Annotated in this window: 19 protein-coding genes and 1 pseudogene; 1 reads left to right on the forward strand and 19 read right to left on the reverse strand. The window is 70.4% G+C overall.

Annotated elements, in window-relative coordinates:
• Positions 1–143: 143 nt before the first annotated feature.
• A complete protein-coding gene (locus ACFU3E_RS13900) occupies positions 144–2360 on the forward strand; it encodes a family 43 glycosylhydrolase (RefSeq protein WP_384156296.1) in 2217 nt (738 codons plus the stop codon).
• Positions 2361–2367: 7 nt separating this feature from the next.
• Here ACFU3E_RS13900 and ACFU3E_RS13905 read toward each other — a convergent pair whose 3' ends face one another.
• The 19 genes and pseudogenes from ACFU3E_RS13905 to ACFU3E_RS13995 form a co-directional block, all read right to left on the reverse strand.
• Positions 2368–3480 (reverse strand): chondroitinase-B domain-containing protein, encoded by a 1113-nt coding sequence (locus tag ACFU3E_RS13905; RefSeq protein ID WP_384156298.1) that lies wholly within the window; start codon positions 3478–3480, stop codon positions 2368–2370.
• A gap of 65 nt (positions 3481–3545) precedes the next feature.
• Positions 3546–4705 (reverse strand): annotated as a pseudogene (locus ACFU3E_RS13910) (dienelactone hydrolase family protein).
• Positions 4692–4952 (reverse strand): hypothetical protein, encoded by a 261-nt coding sequence (locus ACFU3E_RS13915; RefSeq protein ID WP_384156301.1) that lies wholly within the window; start codon positions 4950–4952, stop codon positions 4692–4694. Before ACFU3E_RS13915 ends, ACFU3E_RS13910 begins: the two are co-directional and overlap by 14 nt.
• A gap of 1 nt (position 4953) precedes the next feature.
• Positions 4954–6093: a pectinesterase family protein gene (locus tag ACFU3E_RS13920; RefSeq protein WP_384156304.1), complete on the reverse strand. Its 1140-nt coding sequence runs from the start codon at positions 6091–6093 to the stop codon at positions 4954–4956.
• 94 nt (positions 6094–6187) lie between these two features.
• Positions 6188–7498, reverse strand: a complete 1311-nt coding sequence (locus ACFU3E_RS13925; RefSeq protein ID WP_384156307.1) for a polysaccharide lyase family 1 protein — start codon at positions 7496–7498, stop codon at positions 6188–6190.
• Positions 7499–7532: 34 nt separating this feature from the next.
• Positions 7533–8345, reverse strand: coding sequence for a rhamnogalacturonan acetylesterase (locus ACFU3E_RS13930; RefSeq protein WP_384156310.1), 813 nt, complete (start codon positions 8343–8345; stop codon positions 7533–7535).
• 175 nt (positions 8346–8520) lie between these two features.
• Positions 8521–9876 (reverse strand): ABC transporter substrate-binding protein, encoded by a 1356-nt coding sequence (locus ACFU3E_RS13935; RefSeq protein WP_384156313.1) that lies wholly within the window; start codon positions 9874–9876, stop codon positions 8521–8523.
• Between the two features lie 99 nt (positions 9877–9975).
• Positions 9976–11934 (reverse strand): pectinesterase family protein, encoded by a 1959-nt coding sequence (locus tag ACFU3E_RS13940; protein ID WP_384156316.1) that lies wholly within the window; start codon positions 11932–11934, stop codon positions 9976–9978.
• Positions 11935–12010: 76 nt separating this feature from the next.
• Entirely contained in the window at positions 12011–13531 is a 1521-nt protein-coding gene (locus ACFU3E_RS13945; protein WP_384156319.1) for a family 43 glycosylhydrolase, read from the reverse strand.
• Complete coding sequence (locus tag ACFU3E_RS13950; protein ID WP_384156322.1) at positions 13528–14370, reverse strand: PmoA family protein; 843 nt, start codon at positions 14368–14370, stop codon at positions 13528–13530. The genes ACFU3E_RS13945 and ACFU3E_RS13950 overlap by 4 nt, the downstream gene beginning before the upstream one ends.
• Complete coding sequence (locus tag ACFU3E_RS13955) at positions 14367–15524, reverse strand: Gfo/Idh/MocA family protein (RefSeq protein ID WP_384156325.1); 1158 nt, start codon at positions 15522–15524, stop codon at positions 14367–14369. Before ACFU3E_RS13955 ends, ACFU3E_RS13950 begins: the two co-directional genes overlap by 4 nt.
• On the reverse strand, positions 15521–16816 hold the full coding sequence (locus ACFU3E_RS13960) for a polysaccharide lyase family 1 protein (protein ID WP_384156328.1): 1296 nt from the start codon (positions 16814–16816) through the stop codon (positions 15521–15523). Before ACFU3E_RS13960 ends, ACFU3E_RS13955 begins: the two co-directional genes overlap by 4 nt.
• Positions 16813–17712 (reverse strand): carbohydrate ABC transporter permease, encoded by a 900-nt coding sequence (locus ACFU3E_RS13965; protein WP_384156331.1) that lies wholly within the window; start codon positions 17710–17712, stop codon positions 16813–16815. Before ACFU3E_RS13965 ends, ACFU3E_RS13960 begins: the two co-directional genes overlap by 4 nt.
• Positions 17709–18644 (reverse strand): carbohydrate ABC transporter permease, encoded by a 936-nt coding sequence (locus tag ACFU3E_RS13970; protein ID WP_384156334.1) that lies wholly within the window; start codon positions 18642–18644, stop codon positions 17709–17711. The genes ACFU3E_RS13965 and ACFU3E_RS13970 overlap by 4 nt, the downstream gene beginning before the upstream one ends.
• 112 nt (positions 18645–18756) lie before the next feature.
• Positions 18757–20487: an L-arabinonate dehydratase gene (araD, locus tag ACFU3E_RS13975; protein WP_384156336.1), complete on the reverse strand. Its 1731-nt coding sequence runs from the start codon at positions 20485–20487 to the stop codon at positions 18757–18759.
• Positions 20484–21395 carry a dihydrodipicolinate synthase family protein gene (locus tag ACFU3E_RS13980; RefSeq protein ID WP_384156339.1) on the reverse strand — a complete coding sequence of 304 codons (912 nt, stop codon included), beginning with the start codon at positions 21393–21395 and terminating at the stop codon, positions 20484–20486. The genes araD and ACFU3E_RS13980 overlap by 4 nt, the downstream gene beginning before the upstream one ends.
• Entirely contained in the window at positions 21392–22051 is a 660-nt protein-coding gene (locus tag ACFU3E_RS13985; protein WP_384156342.1) for a GntR family transcriptional regulator, read from the reverse strand. Before ACFU3E_RS13985 ends, ACFU3E_RS13980 begins: the two co-directional genes overlap by 4 nt.
• 150 nt (positions 22052–22201) lie before the next feature.
• A complete protein-coding gene (locus tag ACFU3E_RS13990) occupies positions 22202–22810 on the reverse strand; it encodes a TIGR03086 family metal-binding protein (RefSeq protein ID WP_384156345.1) in 609 nt (202 codons plus the stop codon).
• 475 nt (positions 22811–23285) lie between these two features.
• The gene (locus tag ACFU3E_RS13995) at positions 23286–24809 is read right to left on the reverse strand and encodes a putative T7SS-secreted protein (protein ID WP_384156348.1); all 1524 of its coding nucleotides are present in this window, start codon (positions 24807–24809) and stop codon (positions 23286–23288) included.
• Positions 24810–24891 lie beyond the last annotated feature (82 nt).

The following is a 24891-nucleotide window of genomic DNA, read 5'->3' on the forward strand; positions in this document are numbered from 1 at the left end:
GCCGTCGCGCGGCGGAGACCTCGATGGTCCGAAAGTTTCGGAACCACCGGCCGCACGCCCACCCGTTGACGCCCTGCGTCCCTCCGGTGAAACTCCGAAGGCCGCTATCCAACAGAATCCCCCAGACTCCGACAGGAAGTGTCATGCGCCCCCGCATCGCCCGCACGCTCCTGCTCCCCCTCCTGGCCCTCACCGGCCTCCTCCTGACCCTGCTCACGGCACCGCCCAGCACCGCAGACCCCGGAGCCCCACCCGTGAAGCACCACAAGTACGCCGGCTATCTCTTCGCCTACTTCACCGGCGAGGGCACCGCCGACGGCGAGCAGATCCGCTACGCCCTCAGCCGCGGCAACGACGCCCTGCACTGGCGTGAGCTGAACGCCGGCAAGCCGGTCCTGACCTCCACGATCGGCGAGAAGGGCCTGCGCGACCCGTTCGTCATCCGCTCCCCCGAGGGCGACAAGTTCTACCTGATCGCCACCGACCTGCGGATGTACCAGAACTCCAGCGGCAGCTGGGACCAGGTCCAGCGGCACGGCAGCAAGTCGATCATGGTCTGGGAGTCCACCGACCTGGTCAACTGGACCGACCAGCGCCTGGTGAAGGTCTCGCCGGGCAACGCGGGCAACACCTGGGCCCCGGAGGCCTACTGGGACGACGAGCTCGGTGAGTACGTCGTCTTCTGGGCGTCGAAGCTGTACGCCGACGACGACCCGGACCACAAGGGCAGCACGTACAACAGGATGATGTACGCGACGACCAAGGACTTCCGCACCTTCGGCGAGCCCAGGATCTGGAGCGACCCGGGCTACTCGGTGATCGACTCCACGGTCGTGAAGCACGAGGACGAGTACTACCGCTACACCAAGGACGAGCGGGACCCCGGCTCCTCCAGCCCCTGCTCGAAGTTCATCACCGGCGAGAAGTCGACCTCCCTGACCTCGACGCAGTACGACTTCGTGGCCGACTGCATCGGCAAGGGCGCGATGGACCGCGGTGAGGGCCCGACGGTGTTCAAGTCGAACACCGAGAAGAAGTGGTACCTGTTCATCGACGAGTACGGCGGCCGTGGCTACGTGCCCTTCGAGACCACCGATCTCGCCTCCGGCAAGTGGACCCCGTCCACGGACTACCAGCTCCCGGCGAGCCCCCGGCACGGGACGGTGCTTCCGGTGACGCAGCAGGAGTACGACCGCCTGCTGGCCGCCTACCCGTCCACCCCCACCTCGGTCGTGGACGCGACGGCGAAGCACCAGAAGGGCTACTCGATCGTCACGGACAGCGCGTCCAAGGTCGTCCTGCCGATGGAGCCGGACGCCGATCTGCGCCGTCTGGCCCCGAAGCTGTGGGTCGGTGAGGGTGCGAAGCTCAGCCCGAAGTCCGGCACCCGGCGCGACTTCCGCACGCCGCAGAAGTACACCGTCACGTCGGCCGACGGCACCCGGCGCACCTGGACGGTCGAGGCGGTCCGCACCCGCAGCCCCATGCTGCCCGGCCTGAACGCCGACCCCGACGTCCACTACCTGAACGGCAGGTACTGGATCTACCCGACGACGGACGGCTTCCAGGGCTGGAGCGGCACCAAGTTCAAGGCGTACTCGTCGAAGGACCTGGTCCACTGGAAGGACCACGGCGTCATCGTCGACCTCGGGCCGGACGTGACCTGGGCCGACAAGAACGCCTGGGCGCCCGCCATCGCCGAGCGCGACGGCAAGTACTACTTCTACTTCTGCGCCGAGCAGCAGATCGGCGTGGCGGTGGCCGACTCCCCCGCCGGCCCCTTCAAGGACGCCCTCGGCAAGCCGCTGGTCGCCAAGGGCGGTTCACTCAAGGGCCAGATGATCGACCCGGCGGTCTTCACGGACGACGACGGGCAGGCCTACCTGTACTGGGGCAACGGCCACGGGTACGTGGTGCCGCTCAACGACGACATGGTGTCGTTCGACGCGTCGAAGGTGCGGGACATCACCCCGGACAACTTCCGTGAGGGCGCCTTCGTGATCAAGCGGAAGGGCACGTACTACTTCATGTGGTCGGAGGACGACACCCGCAGCGAGAACTACCACGTGGCCTACGCGACCGGACCGTCCCCGCTCGGCCCGTGGACCAAGCGCGGGACGATCCTCGAGAAGCGGCCCGAGTACGGCATCCTCGGCACCGGTCACCACTCGGTGGTGAACACGCCCGGCACCGACGACTGGTACGCCGTCTACCACCGCTTCGCCCTCAACGGCCCCGGACGGCCGGGCGGCGACGGCATGCACCGGGAGACCACCATCGACCGCATGGAGTTCGCGGCCGACGGCGGCATCAAGCCGGTGGTACCGACGCTGGAGGGGATCAGGCCGGTGAAGAGGTAACTCCGGCTCAGTTCATCGTCGCGCCGATCGTCGTGCTGCCCGTGGTCAGGAAACCCGTCACGGGCAGCGCGCCGTTCGGCTGCCGGGCGTTGTAGACGGTCGAGGCGTCGGTGGACCGGAAGGCGGGGGTCCCGATCCCGGAGTCCCAGTTGTTGCCGGCCGACACCACCGAGGAACCCTTGCCGGCCGAGCCGCTGCCGTTGCGCACGGCGAGGTTCTTGCCGAGGCGGGCCGACCCGGTGGCGAAGTAGTAGCCCCACTTGGCGTTGGCGTAGGCGGTCGTGCGGTTGATGACGATCGCGCCTCGGTTGGAGTTCTCCGTGAAGCCGTTGCCGGTGTTGTCCCAGGCGGCCGAGTTGTTGACCACGTGTGCGACGACCTCGCCGTCGCCGCCGAGCTTGTAGCCGTTGCCGTCGCCCGCGAAGGCGGAGTCGGCCCAGCGGTTCTTGCCGTTGCCGAAGGCCCAGGTGTGCTCGATGGTGACCGGGGAGGAGAAGGACCAGAGGTCGATGCCGTCGTCGGAGTTGTTGAAGAGCCGGGCGCCGGTGATCCTGTTCCCGGTCCCCGAGCCGTACTTCACGGCGATGCCGTCGGCGTTCTCGCCGTGGTTGGCCGCGTCGTAGTGGCCGTAGGAGTCGATGTTCTTCACGGTGTTGTTGACCGTGCCGTCACCGGTGAGGGTGAAACCGGAGTCGCCGCCGTTGATGGTCTTGATGTTGTTCCAGTTCGTGCCGGTGCAGGACCCGCAGACGACCGCGCTGTCCGGGGAGTTCTGGAAGGTGATGCCGGAGACGTTCCAGTAGTCGGCGGTCAGCTTGAAGATCCAGGAGCCGGCGGGCAGGTTCGAGCCGTCGATCTTCACGGTCTCCGAGCCGTACGGGGTGAGCGTGATCGGCGAGGACGAGGTGCCGTTGGCCGTGGACTGGAGGGTGGCCGACGGGTGGTAGGTGCCGCCGCGGACCTGGATGACGGTGCCGGGCGTGGCGTTCTTGAGGGCGCTGGACAGGTCGGACGAGTTGCTGACGACCACGGTCGCGGCCTGGGCCTGGGTGGGCAGGGCGGCGAGGCCGGTACCGGCGACGAGTGTCGCGACGGCCAGGAGGGGGGTACGACGAGGCATGGAGAGCGGTGCCCTTCTCGTGCGGGTATGGGGGGACGGTTCTCGTGCGGGTACGGGGGGACGGTTCACAGGGCGGAGTCGAGCCAGGTGAAGACCTCGTCCTGCATGCGGTCGACGAAGACATGACCGAGGTCGGGCCAGGTCTTGAGGTGCAACCGCTCCTCGGCGTGGCGTGACCGCCAGACGGCGCGCAGCTTGTCGTGGGCCACCCGTACGCCGTCGGCCGGGAAGAGGGTGTCCAGAGCGCCGTTGAAGAAGAGCATCGGCCTGGGTGCGGCGATGCCCGCCACGTCGGGGAAGTCGAGGAACCGGGGAAGCCCGGGGTGGAGCATGCAGTACGCCGACTGCCCGCGCAGCGTGTTGTTGCCGGGCACCATCATTTCCTTGAGCCCGGTCATCCAGCAGACGCTCGCGGCAGCGGCGATGTCGTCGCTGAGCGCGGCGGTCTGCCAGGCGCGGTAGGCGCCCATGGAGAACCCGACGGCCGCGACCCGGCGCCCGTCCACGCGGTCGAGGCCCGCCAGGAACGCCGCCGCCCGCTGGTCCTCCCGGGCCATCAGCCCGGCGAGTGAGGAGCCGAGGTGGTAGAAGTTGCTCGCGAGGGCCTGCTGCTGCTCGTAGGCGAGGGGCCCGCGGTCGCCCCAGCCGAGCGCGTCCAGGCACAGCACCACATAGCCCCGCCGGGCCAGTTCGTCGCCGACGAACCGCCCGCTGAAGTACTTCTCCGCCCACGCCCGCGCGGAGGCGAGCCGCGTGTCGTCGTACCAGGGCCGGACGAGTTTCTCCTTCCCTATGTCGAACCTGGCGCCGTGGTCGTGCAGCAGCAGCACGGCGGGGAAGGGGCCGCGGCCGTGCGGGGTGAGCAGGGCGCCGCGCACGCGCTCGTGGCGGGTGAGGGAGAGGGTGACCAACTCCCTCGTGTACCCCTCTCCCTGGGCACGGGCGCCGAACTCCGGTGCGTACGGCGTCCCGTCCTGCCGCTCCACGAGGAGGTGCTCCTCGACCGTGGCCCGGGCGGCGCGCCGCCAGGCGCGGAAGTCGCGGACCGGGGAGCGGCCCCAGGCGAGCGGGAAGGTCAGGGCGTCCTTCAGCGCCGGGTGGAAGTCGGGCAGCGGGCCGTCCACGACCGCGGCCTCCGCCCCGCTCACCGCTCTCCCCCGGCCGGCAGCGCCGTGCTCGCCCCGACCACGAACGTCCGCCGGCCCAGCGGCTCATGGGCGCCCATACGACCTCGTACCGGCCGGCAGAGTCAGCATGGCCTTGTCCGCGGGGACATTCACGACCTGGCGGTACGTCCCCGCGTGCACGACGACCGTCCGGCCCGGCCCGCCGACGGCGTCCACGGCCGCCTGGACGAAGCCGCCGGGGCGGACGTGCAGGACGCGGTGGCGTGGCGCGGCGGAGGCGGGCCGGGTGCCGGCGGCGGTCAGGCCGCCGGCGACGCCGGTGAGCAGGAGAATGCGCCGGCGCATCTCAGCACGCCTTCGGTGGCCGCCAGTCGCCGAGCCAGGTGGCGCGGGTCGCCGACCGGGCCTGTTCGCCGGTGAGCTGGGGCCGGTTCTCCGGGACGGTGACGACGGCGCCCGGGCCGGTGTTGCGGTACTCGGCGAAGCGCTGGTCCTGCCAGGGGTGGGCGTCGCGCATGTTGGCGTAGGGCGCGACCGCGTCGATGCCCGGGCCCAGCCAGGTGTCGCGCACCATGAGCATCGGGCGGACGGTGGTGCTGGAGCTGGGCACCCAGGGGCGGGCCAGCTTGTAGAAGCCGTCCGGGGCCTCGCTGCTGACGTGGGCGCGCGTCACGAGGTAGCCGCGTGGGTTGTCGCCCTCCGTGGAGGGGGCGAAGACGAAGCCGTACGGGGCGCCGGACGCGTCGGTGCGGTTCAGGGTGCGGAAGTGGCAGTGCTCGAAGACGGCCGAGGCCCGGCCGAAGACGAAGTCGACGTCGCCCTCGACGTAGCAGTGCGAGAAGAACTGGCGCGCGAAGAGGCTCGCCGCGTTGGAGTCGGCGTACAGGGTGTCCTGGTGGCCGAGGAAGCGGCAGTGGTGGAAGGCCGAGCGGTCGCCCTGCACCTTGATGGCGACGGCCTGGGTGCCGGTGATCTCGGGGTGCTCGGCGCGCAGGAAGTCGTTGGCGAAGGTGATCCGGTGGGCGGTGAAGCCGTCGGCCCGGACGGTGGTGGTGGCCGATCCGGTGGTGCCGTAGGTGCCCGAGCCGTCCGGCTTCGGGGTGCCGGCCGCGTTGTCGTAGACGATGACGACGTCACGCGGACCGTCCCCGGCGCCGAGCCAGGTCATCTCCGTGCGGGAGCGGTCGACGGAGACCGTCTCCCGGTAGGTGCCCGGTGCGATGACGAGGGTCCAGCCGCTGCCTCCGGCGCCGGTCACGGCGGCCTGGACGGAGGTGAAGTCGCCGCGGCCGTGCGGGTCGACGTACAGGGTCCGCGGGGTGCGGCGGGCGGCCGGCGAACCGTACCGGCCGAAGGGGCGCGGCCGGGCCTGGGCGGGGGCGGCCGCCCCGACGGCGAGCGCGGCCGCGGCACCGGCGCCCGCGAGCAGGATTCCCCTTCTGGGCAGGGAGGGCCGGGGGTGGGTGTGGGGGTGGGGCGAGGACATGCGGGTGCTCCTTGGGGTGCGGCTCGGGCGGTGGTTCCTCGCGTGGGGGGTGGGGGCCGGGGCGGTCCGCCCCGGCCCGGGCGTGCGGGTGACGTCAGCGCAGGCGGCCGGCGCCCGCGTGGTGGTCGACGAGCCACGGGATCGCCCGCGGCGAGTGGACCTTGGTGCGCAGGGTCGGCTTCCAGCCGGCGCCGGACTGGAGGGTCTCCTCGGGGATCTCCGCGTTGTGCACGGCGATCAGGTCGGTGAGCCTGCCGTTGACCCAGTTGTTCTCGGCGGTCAGCGGCGCTTCCTTCCACTTCTTCAGGATCTTGGCCGCGCTGACCCCCTTCGCCAGCGAGAAGGCGTTGTCCGTGGCGTGCAGCCGCGACTCGATGCCGATGCCGAAGACGTAGCCGAACGGCTGGTCCTCGGTCACCACGAAGTGGTTGTTGTACGAGTCGACCTGCCCGAACCGCACGCGGGGCGCGCGCTCGACGATGCCCTCGAAGCGGTTGTGGTGCAGGGTGACCTTGAGCTTGCCGGCGTCGTCCGCGGCGGCGCTGTCGCTGTTGCCGATCAGCATGGTCTTGTCGTGGTTCTTGAAGGAGTTCCAGGACACGGTGACGTGGTTGGCGCCGCGCACGATGTCGAGCAGGCCGTCGTGCTGCTGGTAGACCTTGCCGAAGTGCTTCGGCAGGGAGCTGTCGGGGTGGCGGCCGTCGGTGAGGGTGTTGTGGTCGACCCACACATGGGTGGAGCCGTAGACGACGACACCGTCGTACTCGGAGTTCCAGGCGCCGGTTCCGTTGTCGTCGGTCGGGTCCCACTGCGGGAAGCAGTCGATCGGGGCCTCGATGGTGAGGTTGCGCAGGATGACGTTGTCCACGCCCTTGATCTGCAGGCTGCCGCCGAGGATCCCGGAGTTCTTCCCGACGCCCACGATGGTGGTGTTGGAGGGGACGCTCACCCGGATGGCCTTGCCCTGGTTGTCCGCGGACGCGTCCCGCAGGTCCTCCTGCTCCCCGCTGACGGGGGTGTCGTTGCCCCAGACGGCGGGGTCGTAGTCGGCGAGGTACTGCTGGAAGTCGTAGCCCTCGGCCTCGAAGGCCTCGCAGCCCTGGGCCACGGCGTCGATCATCCCCTTGACCTTGATGATCCTCGGGGCGTCACCGCCGTCCTTCAGGGCGGCCTTGAACTGCTCCCAGGTGGTGACGGTGTGGACGTGCGCGGCGCCGGCGGCCGAGCCGCCCGTCGTGCCCGTGCCCTGAGAGGCCCAGCCGTCCTTCGCGGCGAGTACCTCACGGCCGAGGTCCCGGCCGCCCGCCTGGGCGGTGGCGCCGGTCAGGGACAGCACCAGGGCGGTGCATCCGACGAGCGCGGCGGCTCTCACTGTGGCATGCCCATGCCAGTTGCGTGCGTTCATGGTGCGGCTCTCCTAGTACAGGACGGGGTTGGGGTCAGGCGGTGGGCTGGGGCCAGGTGATCCAGGACTCCGGGATGTCGTCGTCCAGCCGGCGCACGTCCCGCGGTGCCAGCACCCGGGTGCGGCGCAGTTCCCGCACCACCAGCCGCGCCACGGCGATGGCGCCGGGCGGGTTGAAGTGCGTGTTGTCCTGCTCGGTCTCGGTCCAGTTGAAGTACTTCTTCGTCTCCTCGACCCCGAGTTCCTGCCACAGCGCGATGGAGAGGGCCTGGATGTCGAGCAGCGCCACGCCCTCCGCCCGGGCGAGCGCCCGCATCGCCGCGGGGTACTCGCCGTGGCTGGACCGGGCGTTGCCGTTCGCGTCGAATCTGCGGCGCTCCACGGACGTGGCCAGCACGGGACGCGCGCCGCGTGCGCGGGCACCGGCGATGTACCGCCGCAGGTGGTCCTGGTACGTCGTCCAGGGCTCGGTGTAGCGGGTGGGGTCGTCGGACTTGGCGTCGTTGTGACCGAACTGGATCAGCAGGAGGTCGCCGGGCCGGATGGCCGCGAGGATGGCGTCGAGGCGGCCCTCGTCGATGAAGCTCTTCGAACTGCGGCCGTTCACGGCGTGGTTGGAGACCTTCAGGGGCTCGCGGAGGAAGAACGGCAGTGCCATGCCCCAGCCGGTCTCGGGGGCGGCGTCGGCGTACTTCTGGGCGGCGGTGGAGTCGCCGGCGATGTAGAGGGTGCGGGTGCGCGGGGCGCCGCCGTAGGAGGGGGCGGCGGCGTGCGCGGGGGTCGCGGCGGCGACGGGGAGGGCGGCGATGAGCGCCGCGGCGGCGACCTGTCTGCGGGTGAGAGACATGGGGGCGGCCTTTCAGGGCGGTGTATCGGTGTATCGGGTTCTTTCGGCAGGCTTCTTGCTTCAGGCGTGGCGGGGGTTGCGGGGTGGGGGAGGGCGGGGGCCGGCGGCGGGGCGCGATGGGTGTCCGCCGCCGGCCCTGTCCTGTGGGGGGCGTGGGGGGATCAGCGGGCCGGGGTCAGCCCTTCTGCTCGTTCCATTCCTTCTGGGCCTCGTTGAGCTGCTCGGCCATCTTGTCCAGGAAGTCCTTGGCGCTCATGTCGCCGAGCAGGACCTTCTGGAAGCCGGCCTCGTTGTCGGCCTTGGAGATGGTGTTCCAGTCCGGCAGGTAGTACGGCAGCTGGACGATGGTGGTGGAGCCGTCGTTGAGGGCCTCGGCGGCGAGCTTGGTCGGCTCGGCCTTGGAGATCCAGGCGTCCTTGGCGGCGTCCTTGTTTGACGGGATGGCGCCGGCCGACTCGTTCCACTTGGAGTTGGACTCGTGCGAGGCGGCGAACTCGATGAACTTCCAGGCCGCCTCCTTGTTCTTGGAGCTCTTGAACAGGCCGAGACCGTCGACGGGGTTGGACACCTGGACGCGCTTGCCGCCGGGACCGGTCGGCTGCGGGATACCGCGGAACTTGCCGGTGCCGAGCGCCTTCACGTGGTCCTGGTAGGAGCCCAGGTTGTGGTTCAGCATCCCGATGGTGCCGGAGTCCCACTGGGCGACCATCTTGGTGAAGTCGTTGTTGAGGTCGGCGGCCGGCGTGTACTTCTTGTACAGGCCGGCGTACTTCTCCAGCGCTTCGACGTTCTTCGGGTCGTTGAGCGTGGTCTTCTCGCCGCTCGCGTCCCAGAAGGACGTGATGCCGGACTGCCCGTACATGGCGTCCAGCGCCTGCGCGATGGAGCCCGCGCCGCCGCGGATGGTGTAGCCGAACTCGTTCTTCTTGACGTCGGTGAGCTTCTCGGCGGCCTCGTAGAACCGGTCCCACGTGGTGGGCGCCTCCAGACCCGCCTTGTCGAACAGGTCGGTGCGGTAGTAGAGGGTGCCGTTGTTCGCGGAGGTCGGGATCGTGAACATGTTGTCGTCGGAGCCGCCGGCCACCTTGACCGACTCGACCATGCCCTCGTTGAGCTTGCCGCCCAGCGAGGACTTGGCCAGCCGGTCCTCCAGCGGCTCCAGCGCGTCCTGCGCCGCGATGCCCGCGAGCATGGCCGCGCCGACACCGCCGACGTCGGGCAGGCCGCCGCCCTGGATGGCGGTGTCGTACTTCGACTGCACCTCGGTGGAGGGGATCCCGACGTATTCGACCTTGATGTCCGTGTTCGCCTTCTCGAAGTCGGCGATGATCTCCTTCCAGATGTCGGTGCGGACACCGCCGTTGTTGTCCCAGAAGACGATCTTCCCGGTGCCACTGCCCTCGGCTCCGTCACCCCCACCGCTGCCGTCGTCACCGCAGGCGGTGGCGGTCAGGGCGAGCACGGCCCCCAGAGCGACGGCGGCCGACGTCCGGCGCCTTCCTGTGCTGGTGCTGCGATTGCTGATCCTCATTGGTCGGCTCTCTTCTTCTGGATCCAACGGAGATGTGCGGGTGTGCGGGTATGGGGGTGTGGGGGTGGGGGGTGTGGGGGGTGGGGGGTGTGGGGGGTGTCAGTGGCGGTCGTACGGCGCCCAGCCGTCCGACCCGTTCAGGTAGCGGGCGACGGTGTGCGACCGTGCCTCGGCGTCACTCAGGTGCGGCCGGTCCTCCGTCAGGAACGCGCCGGGCCCGTAGTTGCCGTATTCGGCGAACCGCGCGTCCCGCCAGGAGAAGCCGCTCATGTCGGTCCACGGCGAGGCCTTGATCGCGGCGGGCAGCTTCGTGTCCCGGATCAGCACCTGGGCGATGGCGTCCGGCTGGCCGCCCGGGTGCCAGGGCCGCCCCAGGTGGAACGATCCGGCGGGCGCGTCGCTGACGATCTCCGACCGGGTGATCAGGAACCCGTACGGGTTGTCCTTCCAGGTCGAGGCGGCGGTGATGTAGCCGTTGTTCGTCGCCGATCCCCGGCTCAGCGCCCGGATCACCGACCGCTCGATGACGGTGGTGGCCCGCCCGTAGATGAAGTCGACGTCGCCCTCGATGTACGAGTCGCGGATGTAGACCCGGCTGACGGTGGTCAGCCTGGGGCTGTCGGTCATCAGGGTGTCCTGGTTGCCCAGGAACGCGGTGTCCTCGAAGACGATCCGGTCGCCGGTCGTCTTCATCGCCAGCGCCTGCTCGCCCTTCAGCTCGTGCGCGGCCTCGTCGAAGTCGTTGCTGAAGGTGAGGTTGCGTGCGGTGACGTCGCTCGCGGCGATCCGGACGGTCGCGCTCCCGGTGGAGCCGCCGTACTCGGCGGGTGTGTCGTAGACGATGACCGTGTCCGAGCGGTCCTGTCCAGTCCCCCGCAGCACGATCTTCGGCTTGTCCGCGGGAACGAGCACCTTCTCGCGGTACGTGCCGGGCGCGACCGCGATGGTGACGGGCACGTCGTTGCCGGACGGCACGGCGTCCACGGCCGACTGCACGGTCGGGTACGCCGCGGGGACGTGCAGCGTCACCGCGTCACCGATCCGCTTCTGCGGGCCGGAGAAGCGCTTGACCAGCGCGGGGACGGCCGCGGCCGGGTCGAGGCGGTAGTCGTAGAACGCCCGTGGGTCGAAGGCGTCACCCCGGGTGTCGTGCCGCCCCGTGGTGTTCCTCAGGATCGAGCCGCGCTGCACCAGCTCGGCCGTGGCATCGGCCTGGTGGGGGTGCTGGACGCCGTCGTAGTAGCTGTTCTCGATGACCATCTCGGTCCTGCCGCGCGCCCAGCTGCCGTAGGTCCACCGCGGGTCGCCGTCGGCCACCTGACGGGAGAAGTAGTTGTTGTACAGGTGCGCGTAGGCACAGTTGTCGGCGGACGGGTTGCGTTGTTTCGTCCCCGTGAACCAGTTGTGGTCGATGGTGATCTGCGTCTTGGCGTTGTCCGTCCAGCCGATGCCGAACGCCTTGTTGTGGTCGGCGAACTCGTTGTACGAGACGGTGATGTACTCGCTGTCCTTGCGCACGTCGAGCAGCCCGTCGCCCATGCGCGTGAAGCGGTTGTGGTCGATCCAGACGTGGTGGACGGAGTCCATCTGGATGGCGTCGAAGTCGGTGGTCTTGCCGTCCCAGTCGCCCTCGACGTAGGAGTCCCGGATCGTCAGGTTACGGATGATGACGTTGTGCGTACCGGGCTTGAGGTGCAGCTCGCCGTGGACGATCTCACCGGTGTCGCCGACGCCGATGATGGTCTTGTCGGACGCCACGACGATGTCCGAGCCGAAGGGTTCGACGGCGATCGAGCCCTTGACGCGGATGACGTACGGTTCCTCGGCCGCCGCGTATCGGGCCAGCGAGGCCTGGTCGGTGACTGTCACGACCTTGCCGCCCGCCCCTCCGGTGGTGCCGCCGGCGAGGGCGGCGAAACCGTGCGGCCGGTCGGTGAAGCGGTCGGCGGTCGTGGTGGCCGGCGTGGTCCGCGCCGTGTCCGCGGCGGGGGCGGCGGCCTTCGCCTCCCCCACCGCCCCCAGGGCCAGGGCGGCGACCAGGCCGAACACGGCGGCCATGGTTCTGCCGGTTCCCGGCAAGCGCTTGCTTCGGAGGTGCGTCATTGCGGCTCCCAACAGGCGGGGTGGTGACGGGTTACAGGGTTCTGATCCGGAACTGCGTGAAGGTGGCCGCGCCGGCGTGTCCGGGGCCGGCGGGCGCGAGGGCGAACAGGCCGAGCAGGGCGCCGACCCAGCGCCACGGGGTGGCGGCGAAGACCGGGCCGGAGGGGCGGAAGCCGTCCCCGACGTCGTAGGAGAAGCGGCAGCGCGCCCCGGCGCCGATCTCGATGCGCAGCCGGGCCCGGCCCTCGGGCGCCTCGCGGGGATGCGCGGCGTCCCGTTCCCGCTCCCCGACCGCCTCGGCGAACCGGTGCACCAGATGCACGGTCCCCTCCGCGCCCCGCTGGAGCCCGATCCAGCCGAACGCGTCGCCGAGGACCGCGAGTCCGGCCCGCGCGCCCGGTTCCTCGCTGTTGAGACACAGCTCCACCTCGGCCACCCGGGGCGTGCCGGGCAGCCGTTGGGTGAGCACGTGCGGCAGCCGGCGCAGGTCGTGCGCGTCGGCCGTGCGGAGGCAGGTCAGCCGGAGCCCGTCGCCGGAGTGCTGAGTGGCCCAGCCGTCCTGGGGGTTGGCGGTCCACTGCCACTGGCGGCCGAAGCGTCCGCCGGGGAAGTCGTCGTCGGTGGCGGGCGCGGCGGGCGGCTGCGGTGGCAGATCGGGCCGTTGGTGCACGGCCACGGGGGCGCCCTCGTGGCCGAGCACGGGCCAGCCGTCCGCGTCCCAGCTCATCGGCTGGAGGTGCACGACCCGGCCGTAGGCGCCGCGCTGCTGGAAGTGCAGGAACCAGTCCTCGCCGGACGGGGTGCGCACCCAGCCGCCCTGGTGGGGGCCGTTGACGTCGGTGTCCTTCTGCTCCAGGACGATTCTCTCCTCGTACGGCCCGAAGAAGCCGCGCGAGCGGAGGGCGCCCTGCCAGCCGGTCTCCACTCCCCCGGCGGGCGCCAGGATCCAGAACCAGCCGTCGTGCCGGTAGAGCTTGGGCCCTTCGAGGGTGAACCAGCCGGGGATGCGGTCGCCGTCGACGATCACCTTGCCCTCGTCGAGGAGTTCGGTGCCGTCGGGGCTCATGCGGTGGCCGGTGAGGCGGTTCTTGACGCCGGAGCGGGACTTGGCCCAGGCGTGCACGAGGTACGCCTCGCCGGTCTCCTCGTCCCACAGGGGGCACGGGTCGATCAGGCCCCGCCCCGACTTGACCAGGTGCGGGCGGGTCCACGGGCCCCGCACCGCCGGGGCGTTGACCTGGAAGATGCCCTGGTCGGGGTCGCCCCAGAAGATCCAGAAACGGTCGTCGTGATACCTCAACGAGGGTGCCCAGACGCCGCAGTCGTGGCGCGGTGCCCGGAACTCGCCCGCCGGTTCCAGGCGTTCGAGGGCGTGGCCGACCAGGGTCCAGTTGACCAGGTCGCGGGAGTGCAGCAGCGGCAGGCCGGGGACGCGGCCGAAGCTGGAGGCGGTCAGGTAGAAGTCGTCGCCGACGCGTACGACGTCCGGGTCGGACCAGTCGGCGTCCAGGACCGGGTTGCGGTACGTGACGTCGGTCTGCTCGGCGCTCACGGGCTCACCGCCTTCCGGACGAGGGACGCGGCCGCGTCCCGGTCGAGGCGGCCGTCGGCGACGACGGTGACGACGCGGCGTACGACGGTGTCACCGGGCGGGATCGGCAGCCGTTCGTCGTGCGCGAGGGACGAGCCCACGCCCGGGTACTCCTCGGTGCGTACGAACCACGGGTCCCGCCGGGTCTGTCCGGTGGCCCCGGCGAAGACCAGCGTCCAGGTGGAGCCGGCCAGGGCGAGCCAGTCGGCGCGCCGTCCGTGGACCTGGGCCTCGCCCTCGGTGCCGGCGGTGAAGACGTCCGGGGCCCCGGATTCCTTGCGGGCGCGCCAGAAGAAGCCGCCGTAGGCCGCGCCCGGGCGCCCGTTGGTGGCGGGACTGCCGATGGACAGGGGATGCGGTGTGACGTTGGTGAGGGAGAAGGTGAGGTCCAGGGCCCAGGCGCTGTCGGTGAGTTCGGTGGCCGCGACCGTGCGGCGTTCACGCAGCAGCTCGCCCGGCGCGGCCACCCAGCGCAGCTCCTCCACGAAGCCGTCGGGGTCGCGCAGCTGGAAGGCGGAGTGCCGCTGGGAGCCGTGGTTGTCCAGCTCGGTCGGGCCCTGGTCGCGGACGAAGGTGCGCCCGCCCCAGAAGTTGTACCCCTCGACGTCGGGAACGGCGACACCGACGCCGAGGTGGTGTGCGTGGTCGGCCGGACCGAGTTCGGTCACGGCCGTGCCGGCCAGGGTGGTGACGGGGTGCAGGTACGGGCGCGGGGACAGGCGCGTGGGGAGTTCGGGCCGGGTGACGTACCGGCCGACGGGCCGGCCCGCGACGCGCAGGACCGCGGTGTCGGTGGTCATCGGGTGCTCACCTCTTTCCGGCGGGCGGGTGGGAGCGCCCAGGGGGCACCCAGTTCGGAGTACAGGGAGAGGGTGTCGGCGGCGGCCGCGACCAGTCCGTCGATGCCGGGCACGACCCTGCGGTTCTCGCCGGGGATCCGGTGCCAGGCGGTGCCGGGCAGCGGGGCCGGGTCGGGGGCCTGCCGGATCGCCTCCACGACCTTCATGAAGGCGCCGGTCCCGTCCGGGGTGACCAGCAGGCCGGCCCCGGTGGTGAGGTGCGCGACGAGGTTCTCCAGCAGGTCGGTGCGGCCGTACTCGTACTCCTGAGGGCCGTGGGCCGCACGCTGGAGCAGCACCCGGTCCTGCTTGTACCAGAAGGTGATCCGGCCGCTGCTGCCGTGCACCAGGACGTACGGCTCGTCGGCCCGCTCGGCGCACAGGGTCGCGGCGACGGTGACCGGGTGTCCCTGCGCGGTGGTGACGCGGACGCAGGAGGTGTCGTCGGACTCGATGGCGTTGGCGCGCAGCAGTTCGGTCTCGATGGCGGTGACGTCCTCGGCGCGGGTGCTGCCGCCGAGGGCGAGGGCGGTGGCGACGGCGTGGGCGAGGGGGTTGGTCAGCGCCCCGTCGATCACGTCGGCGCCGTTCATCCGCCGCTTGCCCGCCCAGGGCGCCCGGCGGAAGTAGGCCTCGTCGCGCACCCAGGCACCGGCTCCGCCGAGCCCGGCGAGTTCGCCGATGGCGCCCTGGGCGATCAGTTCGCGGATGGCGGGCAGGGCGTGCGAGCCCAGCGACTGGAACCCGATCTGGCAGGCGACACCGGCCTCGGCGACCCCGTCGGCCATGCGGCGGTACTCGGCGTAGGAGGGCGCGGGCGGCTTCTCCAGGAGGATGTGGACACCCTTGCGCGCGGCCGTCAGCGCGAGGTCGGTGTGCGTCGGGATCGGCGTGCAGATCACCGCGATCCGGGCACCGGTGGACTCCAGCAGTGCGCCGAAGTCGGCCGACTGCTCGGGGAGTTCGCCGCCGAGCTCGTCCTCGGTCAGCGGGGTCAGCTCGCAGATGCCCGCGAGCCGGACCAGTCCCTCGCGCTCGAGCCGGCGGATGTTCTCCACGTGCCAGCGGCCGTGGCCGCGGGCGCCGGCGAGGACGACGGGCAGGGGTGTGCTCATGGGATCCTCCCCGCTCCCGCGCCGCGGGCCACCGCTCGGTCGGCCGACGCGGCGCTGTCGATCTTCGTGTGCAGGGCCGGTGTCCAGCCCACGTCGGCGGTCAGGTCGCGCTCGCTGCCCGAGTTGTAGGCGTTGTGGATCGCGAGCAGGTCGACCGGATAGCCGTTGAAGAGGGTGCCGCTCTGGTGCAGGGCGCTGCCGTTCCAGCTCTTGACCAGGTCGGCCGCCTCGACGTGGCCGGGCGTGGTGAAGGCGTTGTTCTCGGCGTGGAGGGCGGACTCGGTGCCCACGCCGAGGGAGTAGCGGTAGGGCGCGCCGTCGGGGACGACGTACCGGTTGTTGTAGAGGTGCACCTGGCCGAAGCGGACCCGCGGGGCGCGCTGGACGACCGACGTGAACTCGTTGTGGTGCAGGGTGACCCGGAGTCTGCCCCGGTCGCTCGTCGCCGAGTCGCTGTTGCCGATGAGCATGGCCTTGTCGTGGCCGGCGAAGCGGCTCCAGGAGACGGTGACGAGGTCGGAGCCGTTGGTGATGTCCAGCAGGCCGTCGTGGCGCAGGTAGTTGCGGCCGAAGTAGGTGGGTTCCCTGTCGTCAGGGTGCCCCTGGTCGGAGAGCGTGACGTGGTCGATCCAGACGTGCGTGGCGCCGCGCAGCCAGATGTTGTCGTAGGCGGTCTTCCAGTCGCCGAGGCCGCCGGTGTTGGGCTGCCAGACGGGGAAGCAGTCGTAGGCGTCGCGCAGGTCGAGGTTGCGGATGATCACGTTGTGCGCGTTCTTGACCTGGAGGCTCGCGCCCTTGAGCACCGCGCGGGAGCCCAGTCCGACGATCGTGGTGTTGGAGCCGACGGGCAGCACGATCCGCTCGGCCTGCCGGGCCGCCGACGCCTGGCGGGCCTCCTCCTGCGGGCCGCTGGGCTTGGCCGGGCCCCAGGTGCGGGGGTCGTAGGCGGCGAGGTACTTCTTCAGGCCGTAACCGTCGGTGGCGTAGTCGGCGCAGTCCAGGCGGTCGCCGTCGTCGTCGGTGTTGGCGTCGACGGTCCCGGCGATCTTGATGATCTTCGGGGTGTCGCTGCCGCCGTCCAGGGCGCGGACCAGTCCGGCGCGGTCGGTCACGGTGTGGACGTGCGCGTCGCCGGCCGCGGCACCTCCGGTGGTGCCGCCCCCGGCCGCCGCCCAGCCGTCGTGCGCGGGCAGGGTGTCGCGGCTGATGTCCCGGGCCTCGGCGTGCGCGGGGACGCACAGCAGCCCCAGCAGGCCGGCGGCCACGGCGAGGTGACGTGAAGGTGCTCTCATCCCTTCACCGCCCCCGCGCTGAACCCGGTGATCAGCCACTTCTGGATGAAGGCGAACACGATCACCACGGGCACGGCCGCGATGATGCCGCCGGCGGCGAGGGCGCCGAGGTCGACGCTGTCCGCGCCCATCAGGGTGTTGAGGCCGACCGGGATGGTCTGCTTGTGCTGGTTGTTGAGGAACATCAGGGCGAACAGGAAATGGTTCCATGAGTGCACGAAGGCGAAGGAACCGACGGCGATCAGGCCGGGCCTCAGCAGCGGCAGGACGACGATCCGGAAGGCCTTGAACCGGTTGCAGCCGTCGACCCAGGCGGCCTCCTCCAGGGAGTACGGCACGTTCTTGATGAAGTTGCTGATCAGGATCATCGACAGCGGCAGCTGGAAGACGGTCTCGGCGATGATGACGCTGGCCAGCGAGTTGATCATCTGCAGCTCGGCGAAGATCTCGAACAGCGGGACCAGCAGCAGCGCGCCCGGCACGAACTGGGAGCACAGCAGGGCCAGCATGAAGAGCTGCTTGACCTTGAAGTTGAACCGGGCGAGTGCGTAGCCCCCGGCCAGCGCGACCAGGGTCGTCATCACCAGCGTGGCGACGCCGACGAGCACGCTGTTCTGGAAGTAGACACCGAAGCTGCGCTCCGTCCACACCTTCTCGAAGTGGTCGAAGGTCATCGGCCAGGGCACCAGCGAGGTGGAGCCGGCCGGGCGCAGCGAGAACAGCAGGATCCAGTAGAACGGGATCAGCGTGAAGACGAGGTAGATGCCCAGGGGCAGGTAGATCTGCCAGCGGGGTGCCTCGTCCCATGCCCGGCGGGACTTATCCGCCGGTCGCGGCGGTTCGGGGGCGGCGGGTGCCGGAGCGGGCGCGGCCTTGGTGGCCACCTTGGTGCTCACTTGTTCTCGCCTCCGAACTTGCTCATCCGCAGATAGACGATCGAGCAGAAGAGCAGGATCACGAACGCGACCGTGGTCAGGGCCGACGCGTAGCCGAAGTTGTGGGACTCGACGCTGGTGCTGGCGACATACAGCGGCAGCGTCGTGGTGACACCCGCTGGTCCACCGCCGGTCAGCGTGTAGAGCAGGTCGACGTTGTTGAACTCCCAGACCGCGCGCAGCAGCGTGGACAGGATGATGGCGTCCTTCAGATGGGGCAGCGTGATGTGCCAGAACTGCTTGATCCGGCTGGCCCCGTCGACCTCGGCGGCCTCGTAGAGGTCCTTCGAGACGGACTGGAGGTCGGCGAGGATCAGGATCGCGAAGAAGGGCACACCGCGCCACAGGTCGGCGACGATCGCCGCCGGGAACACGGTCGAGGTGTCCGACAGCCAGCTGGTGCCGTAGGAGCCGATGCCCAGGTCCGCGAGGTAACGGGTGATGCCCGTCTGGGAGTTGTAGAGCAGCACCCAGATCGCCGAGGTCAGCACGCCGGAGACGGCCCACGGGGAGAAGACCATGGCGCGTCCCAGGCCCCGCCCGACGAAGGTCTGGTTGACGATGAGGGCCAGGGCGAGGCCGAACAGCAGTTGCAGGCCCACTTCGACGAAGACCCACTTGGCGCTGAATACGAGACTGTCCCAGAACAGCGGGTCGTCGGTGAAGATGCGGACGAAGTTGTCGAAGCCCGCGAATCCGTTCCGCCAGGGCTTGGTGGGGTTGTAGTTCTGCAGGCTGTAGTAGAAGACGCTGATGACCGGGTAGGCGATGAAGCCCAGCATGAGCAGGGCGGCCGGTGCGATCAGCAGGTAGGGGAGCCTGCGCGGGGTGGCGGAGGCACGGCGCCGCCTCGGTGGCGCGGGCGGTTTCGCCACGGCTGCGGCTTGGGCCATGACTGTTCTCCGTTCTCAGTACGTCGTGGTACGTGGTGCGTGCGCGGGAAGCGCTTTCTCGCTGTGCCGGGTCGTGCCGGGTCGTGCTGAGGTACCTGGGTGGTGCGGTGCTTCAGCCCGCGTACGGGTCCCGCACCGTGCCTGGGCGAGCCAGGAACTCGAAGTCGCAGCCGGTGTCGGCCTGCGTGATCTGCTCGTTGTAGAGCGCGCCGTAGCCGCGCTCGTAGCGGGTGGGCGGGGGCGTCCAGTCCGCCCTGCGCCGGTCCAGCTCCTCGTCGTCCACGTGGAGATGGAGGGTGCGGGCCTCGACGTCGAGGGTGATGGAGTCACCGGTGCGCACGAGGGCGAGCGGTCCGCCCACATGCGATTCGGGAGCGACGTGCAGCACACAGGCGCCGTAACTCGTGCCGCTCATCCGGGCGTCGGAGATGCGGACCATGTCCCGGACGCCCTGCTTGAGCAGGTAGTCGGGCAGGGGCAGCATCCCGTACTCGGGCATGCCCGGGCCGCCCTTGGGGCCGGCGCCCCGCAGCACGAGCACGTGGTCGGGGGTGATGCCGAGCGCGGGATCGTTGATGGTGCGCTGCATCGTCCTGTAGTCGTCGAAGACGACGGCGGGTCCGGTGTGCTTGAGCAGGTGCTGCTCGGCGGAGATGTGCTTGATGACGGCGCCGTCCGGGCAGAGGTTGCCGCGCAGCACCGCGACCCCGCCCTCGGCGGCGACCGGGTTGTCCCGGGTCCGGATGACGTCGTCGTTGTGCACCTGCGCGCCGGCGAGCTGCTCCCGCAGCGTGTCGTACGCGACGGTCGGCCGGTCCAGGTGGAGCAGGTCCGTGATCCGGGAGAGGAACCCGGGCAGACCGCCCGCGAAGTGGAAGTCCTCCATCAGGTACGTCTGTCCGCCGGGCCGTACGTTGGCCAGCACCGGCACCGTGCGGGCGATGCGGTCGAAGTCGTCGAGGGTGAGCCGGACGCCCGCGCGGCCCGCCATGGCGATCAGGTGGATCACGGCGTTGGTGGAGCCGCCGAGTCCGAGCACGGTCGTCACGGCGTCGTGGAAGGCCTCGGCGGTGAGGATGTCGCTCAGCTTCCGGTCCTTGTGGACCAGTTCGACGATCGTCATGCCCGCTCCGGCGGCCATCCGGTCGTGCCCGGAGTCGACGGCCGGGATGCTGGAGGCGCCCGGGACGGTGACGCCGAGCGCTTCGGCGGCGGCGGTCAGGGTGGAGGCCGTGCCCATCGTCATGCAGTGGCCGGGCGAGCGGGCGAGGCCGCTCTCCAGCTCCTGCATCTCGCAGTCGCCGATGACCCCGGCCCGCTTGTCGTCCCAGTACTTCCACATGTCGGTGCCGGAACCGAGGACCTCGTTGCGCCAGTGGCCCGGCAGCATGGGCCCGGCCGGCACGAACACCGCCGGCAGGTCCGCGCTCGCCGCGCCCATGAGCAGGGCGGGCGTGGACTTGTCGCAGCCGCCCATCAGGACGGCCCCGTCGACCGGGTACGACCGCAGCAGTTCCTCGGTCTCCATGGCGAGCATGTTGCGGTAGAGCATGGGGGTCGGCTTCTGGAAGGTCTCACTCAGGGTCGAGACCGGGAACTCCAGCGGGAAACCGCCCGCCTGCCAGACACCGCGCTTGACCGCCTGGGCGCGGTCCCTGAGGTGCACATGGCAGGGGTTGATGTCCGACCAGGTGTTGAGGATGGCGATGACGGGCTTGCCGAGATGCTCCTCGGGCAGGTAGCCGAGCTGGCGGGTCCGGGCGCGGTGGCTGAAGGTGCGGAGCCCTTCGGTGCCGTACCACTGGTGGCTGCGCAGCTCCTCGGGACGCTTCCGGTCGGTCATATCGACCACCCGGCGGCGATGGCGGCGACCTCGGCGCGTTCGCTCTGAGGCAGGGACTTGCTCGGCGGGCGGACCTCGCGGCGGCACAGCCCCAGGGAGGCGAGGGCCTCCTTGACGACGGTGACGTTGTTGGCGGAGCCGCTGTCTGCGCGCAGCTCCTCGAAGCGGCGGATCTGCTCCCAGACCTTCATGGCGGCCGGGTAGTCGCCGGAGCGCAGCGCCTCGATCATGTTCAGGGAGACGGCGGGGGCGACGTTCACCAGCCCGGAGGTGAAGCCGGTGGCGCCGGCGGAGAAGTAGGAGGGCGCGTAGGGCTCGGCGAGCCCGGCCACCCACACGAACCGCTCAAGACCCGCGTCCCGGGCGAACGCGGCGAACCTGGCCGCGTCGGGGACGGCGTACTTCACGCCGATGACGTTCGGGCAGGCGTCGGCGAGTTCGGCGAGCCGGGCACCGGTGAGCTGCGCGTTGCGGATGTAGGGGACGACGCCCAGCTCGGGCACGGCCTCGGCGATGGCGCGGTGGTAGTCGACCCAGCCGGCCTGGGAGACGTAGGGGTGGACGGGCTGGTGGACCATCACCATCCGGGCGCCGAGTTCCCGGGCGTGCCGGGCGGAGGCGACGGCGGTCGGGATGTCGTGTCCGACGCCGACCAGGACGACGGCCCGCTCCCCGGCCTCGTCGATCGTCAACTCGGTGACGAGCCGACGCTCTTCGGGGGTGAGGGCGTAGAACTCGCCGGTGTTGCCGTTCGGGGTGAGGGTCGTGATGCCACCGTCGAGCAGACGGCGCAGCAGGGCCCGGTAGGTGTCCTGCGCGACGGAGCCGTCCTCGGCGAACGGGGTCACCGGGATCGCCACCACGTCGGCCAGGGCCGCCCGCTGGGTCTCGAACGCCACGCTGCTCATTCCTGACCTTCCTGTTCCAGTCCTGCCTGGGGGAAAGCACGCTGCACGAAGGACGCGATGTGGGCGTGCAGGGCACGCGCCGCGCCGTCGGCGTCGCCGTCGAGGGCGAGCCGCAGGATCTCCCGGTGCTCGCCGGCCTCCCGCTCCCAGGAGGGCGAGGCGGCCCAGGCGACGGCGGAGACCAAGGCGGCCTGGTCGCGGACCTCGTCGAGCATCCGGCCGAGCAGCGGGTTGCCGCACGGCAGGTACAGGGCGCGGTGGAACTCCCGGTTGGCGAGGGAGCGTTCGGCGGTGTCGGTGGCGACGTCGGCCTGGGTCAGCGCCTCGCGGGCGGCGTCCAGGGAGGCCCCGCGCTGCACGGCCCGTCGCAGCGCCTCGGGCTCCAGCAGCAGCCGCACGTCGTAGACCTCGCGCGCCATGTCCGCGTCCACCAGGCGCACGGTGACGCCCTTGTACTGGCTCATCACGACCAGCCCGGTCCCGGCGAGGGTCTTGAGCGCCTCGCGCACCGGTGTCTTGGACACCCCGAACTGCGCGGCGAGCTCGGTCTCGACCAGCGCCTGTCCCGGCGTCAACTGCCCGGTGAGGATGCGGTGTTTGATCCCCTCCAGCACGTACTGCGTGCGGGAGGGGATCGGCGTGGGCACAGAGGTCATGCGCGCCTCTCGGATCTCGCGTATCGGTGGATCGCGTATCGGATCTCGCGTATCGCGTCTCATATATGACGTACGAAGTACGACGCGATGACGGTAGGAGGGCGCGTTTGTTTCGTCAATGCTTCTGACAAAGGAAGCTGCAATCGCTTTCTACGGCGTGCGCGTCCACCCCGGGTCGCGGCCGCTCAGTCCGACCGCCCGGTCCAGCAGGGGCGCGTCCGGCTCGACGGGGACGACGGGGCCGAAGATGGCGCCGCGCTCGGGGTCGTCGACGGACGCCGCGAGGAAGTCGTGGCAGACCTGGAGTGCGGCCTGGTCGGGGGCGTAGGACCGGCCGGTGGCACGGGCCAGGTCCCAGCCGTGGATCACCAGCTCGTCGGTGGCGACGAGCCCGGCGACCTCGCCGGGCAGGTCCACGCCCCCGGCCCGGGTCATACCGGTCCAGGCGGCCGGGTCGCGCCAGCCCTCGGCCAGTTCGGCGAGGGCCTTGGGCAGCTCCTCGCGCCAGCCGGGCGCGATGTCCGGGAGCGCGGAGTCCGGACTGGTGTCGGTCGTGGCGCCGAGGTCCTTGCGGGCCGCGTCACGGAAGGCGACGGTCAGCCCCGCGAGGTGGCCGAGCAGGTGGCGCACCTCGTACTCGGGGCAGGGTGTGGGGTCGGCCAGCTGTTCGTCGGTGACACCGGCGACGAGCTGCGCCAGGGCCTCCGTCTGGGGTCCGAGGTCGAGGGTCGTACCGGTCGTACCGGCGGTGTCGGTCATGCGAGCTCCTCAGGAGTGGTCCTGGGAGGTAGACCGACGCCGGGCGCGGAACTCATCGCCCGCACTTCTCCGCTCCTCGCGTCCGGTGCCGCTTCGCGGCCGGCAGGCCATCAGCCACGCGGCGGCCGTTTCGTGCACGGGATGCGGGGCGGCCAGTCGGACGAGGCCACCGTAGGTGGCGTTCAGCCAGGCGGTTGCCCGCTGGTCGGGACTCGACGTCTTCTAGTGCCCCCTCTTCGGCGGCCATCCATGAGGCCATTCGCCCGTCTCACGGAGTTCCATGTACTTATCCCCCGGAAGATGGGTCGGGGAGAAGTGCGGAGCGGTGCCGTCGTGCGGTACCACGATGAGCGACGTGAACGGAGACTGCGTGGGGTCGCCCGTGTCGATGTGTTCCTTGAAATCGAAACGCACGGTCCAGCCGTAGGTGAACCGGATCGCTGTATCCGGCAGCATCACTACCGAATCGGGCTTCTCAGGGAAAGCCTTGGTTTTCAGGTATTCGGCGGGCGAGGGCTCCTGACTGCCCGTCGAGGAAAACAACCCCGTGCTTGGTGTTCACGGCATTGAACACGTGGGTGCTGCCGTCGGGCCGGCTCACGTACATGGCACTCCTTGGACCTTCTCCCCGCGCCTGGAGGTCTCGGATGATGTCATCGTAGCTGTCCACCATGTCGCAGTGGCCCTTGACCCTGTCCTTGAGGCCGAGTTGCTCCGGGGGAATGTGATCGGGCTGCGGCTTGGGTGCCGCACTCACTTCGATCCCGTCCAGCCTGCGGTCCACGGAGACGACGTTGTGGCTGCAGTTGTCTCGATATCCCGGAGTGCCGGTATTATCGATCTCTTTCAGCCACGGAAATTCACTGTCCAAAAACTCCTGGGCCTTCTGCGGGTCCACGGAGTCGTAATGGATGGCTTTTTCCTTGACGTGGTCCGTCGACCGTGCGAGGTCGCTCCAACCTTTGGGTACCGAGCCGGCGGCCTCGTCGGCGTATTTCGCTCCGGACGCTGCCAGATTGTCGGCGGTCCCCGCACCTTCTTTCACGGCCATGCGCAGACCCCCGCGCGCCAACCCCGCGCCCTTCGTGCCGATGAGCTCGGGTACCAGGCGGCCGATGAACTCGGACGGATCCTTCCTGAAACCCTCCACCGCTGCGTTCAGCGCCCGCTCGGGATGGGCCGCGGTCGAGACCAGGCCGGAGAGGGTCAGGGAGATGTTCTGGAGGTACTCCGCCGGGTGGGTCAGGTTGTAGGGGTCGACCGGGTTCAGGCCGCGGGCGAAGCTGACCAGGCCCGCGGTGCCCTTGATGACACCGCCCACGAAGTGGTTGAGCTCGACGCCGGTCGCCACGAGCCCGTCGACCACGTTGCCGGTCAGGCGGTCCAGCGGTGGCGGCTCCGCCGGGGCATGGGCGAGGGCCTTCCTGATGTCCGCCTCGGCGTCACCGGCGGCGGTGTTCCGCTGAGCGCGGGCCCGGGCCAGCTGCTCCCGCGCCTGCCGGATGGTCTCCTTGCCGGGGTCGTGGAACGGCCCGGGAGTGGGGCCGGGGTCCTGGTCCGCCCGCACCTTGGCGTTGTAGGCGTCGACCTTCTGGTTGTACTCCCCGATGGCCTTCTCGGACGCGCTCTTGCCGCGTGCGTACAGCTCGATGGCCTCCTGCGCCTGCTGCTGCGCCCACTTCACCGTGCCCGCGTAGGCGTCCAGGGCAGTGGCGGCGGTTTCGCACGCGTCGGCGGCCCGGAGCCACTTCGAGGGGTGGACGCCGAACTTCTCACGGAAGGTGTCCCCGCCCTCGCCGCGCCAGGCGGAGGAGTCGACCTTCTTCATCCCCGAGCCGACCTTGTCGAAGGCGGCGGAGAAGTCCCGCAGGTGCTTGGCACTGCTCCGGATCTTCTCGGGGTTGCCGTGGATCAGCTCGTTGGCCTCCTGGGTCTGGCCGAGCTGCTGCTCTCCCGGTGTGGCGCCGAGGTCGGACGCGACCTCGGCGCCCCCCCCCACCACCCCCCCCGCCGGCGACACCACGCCCGCCCCCCCCAAAGCCGCCCCCAGCCCCGCGGGTTGTGGAGAGGCCCGCCCCCCC

The sequence above is a fragment of the Streptomyces sp. NPDC057424 genome (assembly GCF_042803315.1).
In the GTDB taxonomy this organism is placed as follows: domain Bacteria; phylum Actinomycetota; class Actinomycetes; order Streptomycetales; family Streptomycetaceae; genus Streptomyces.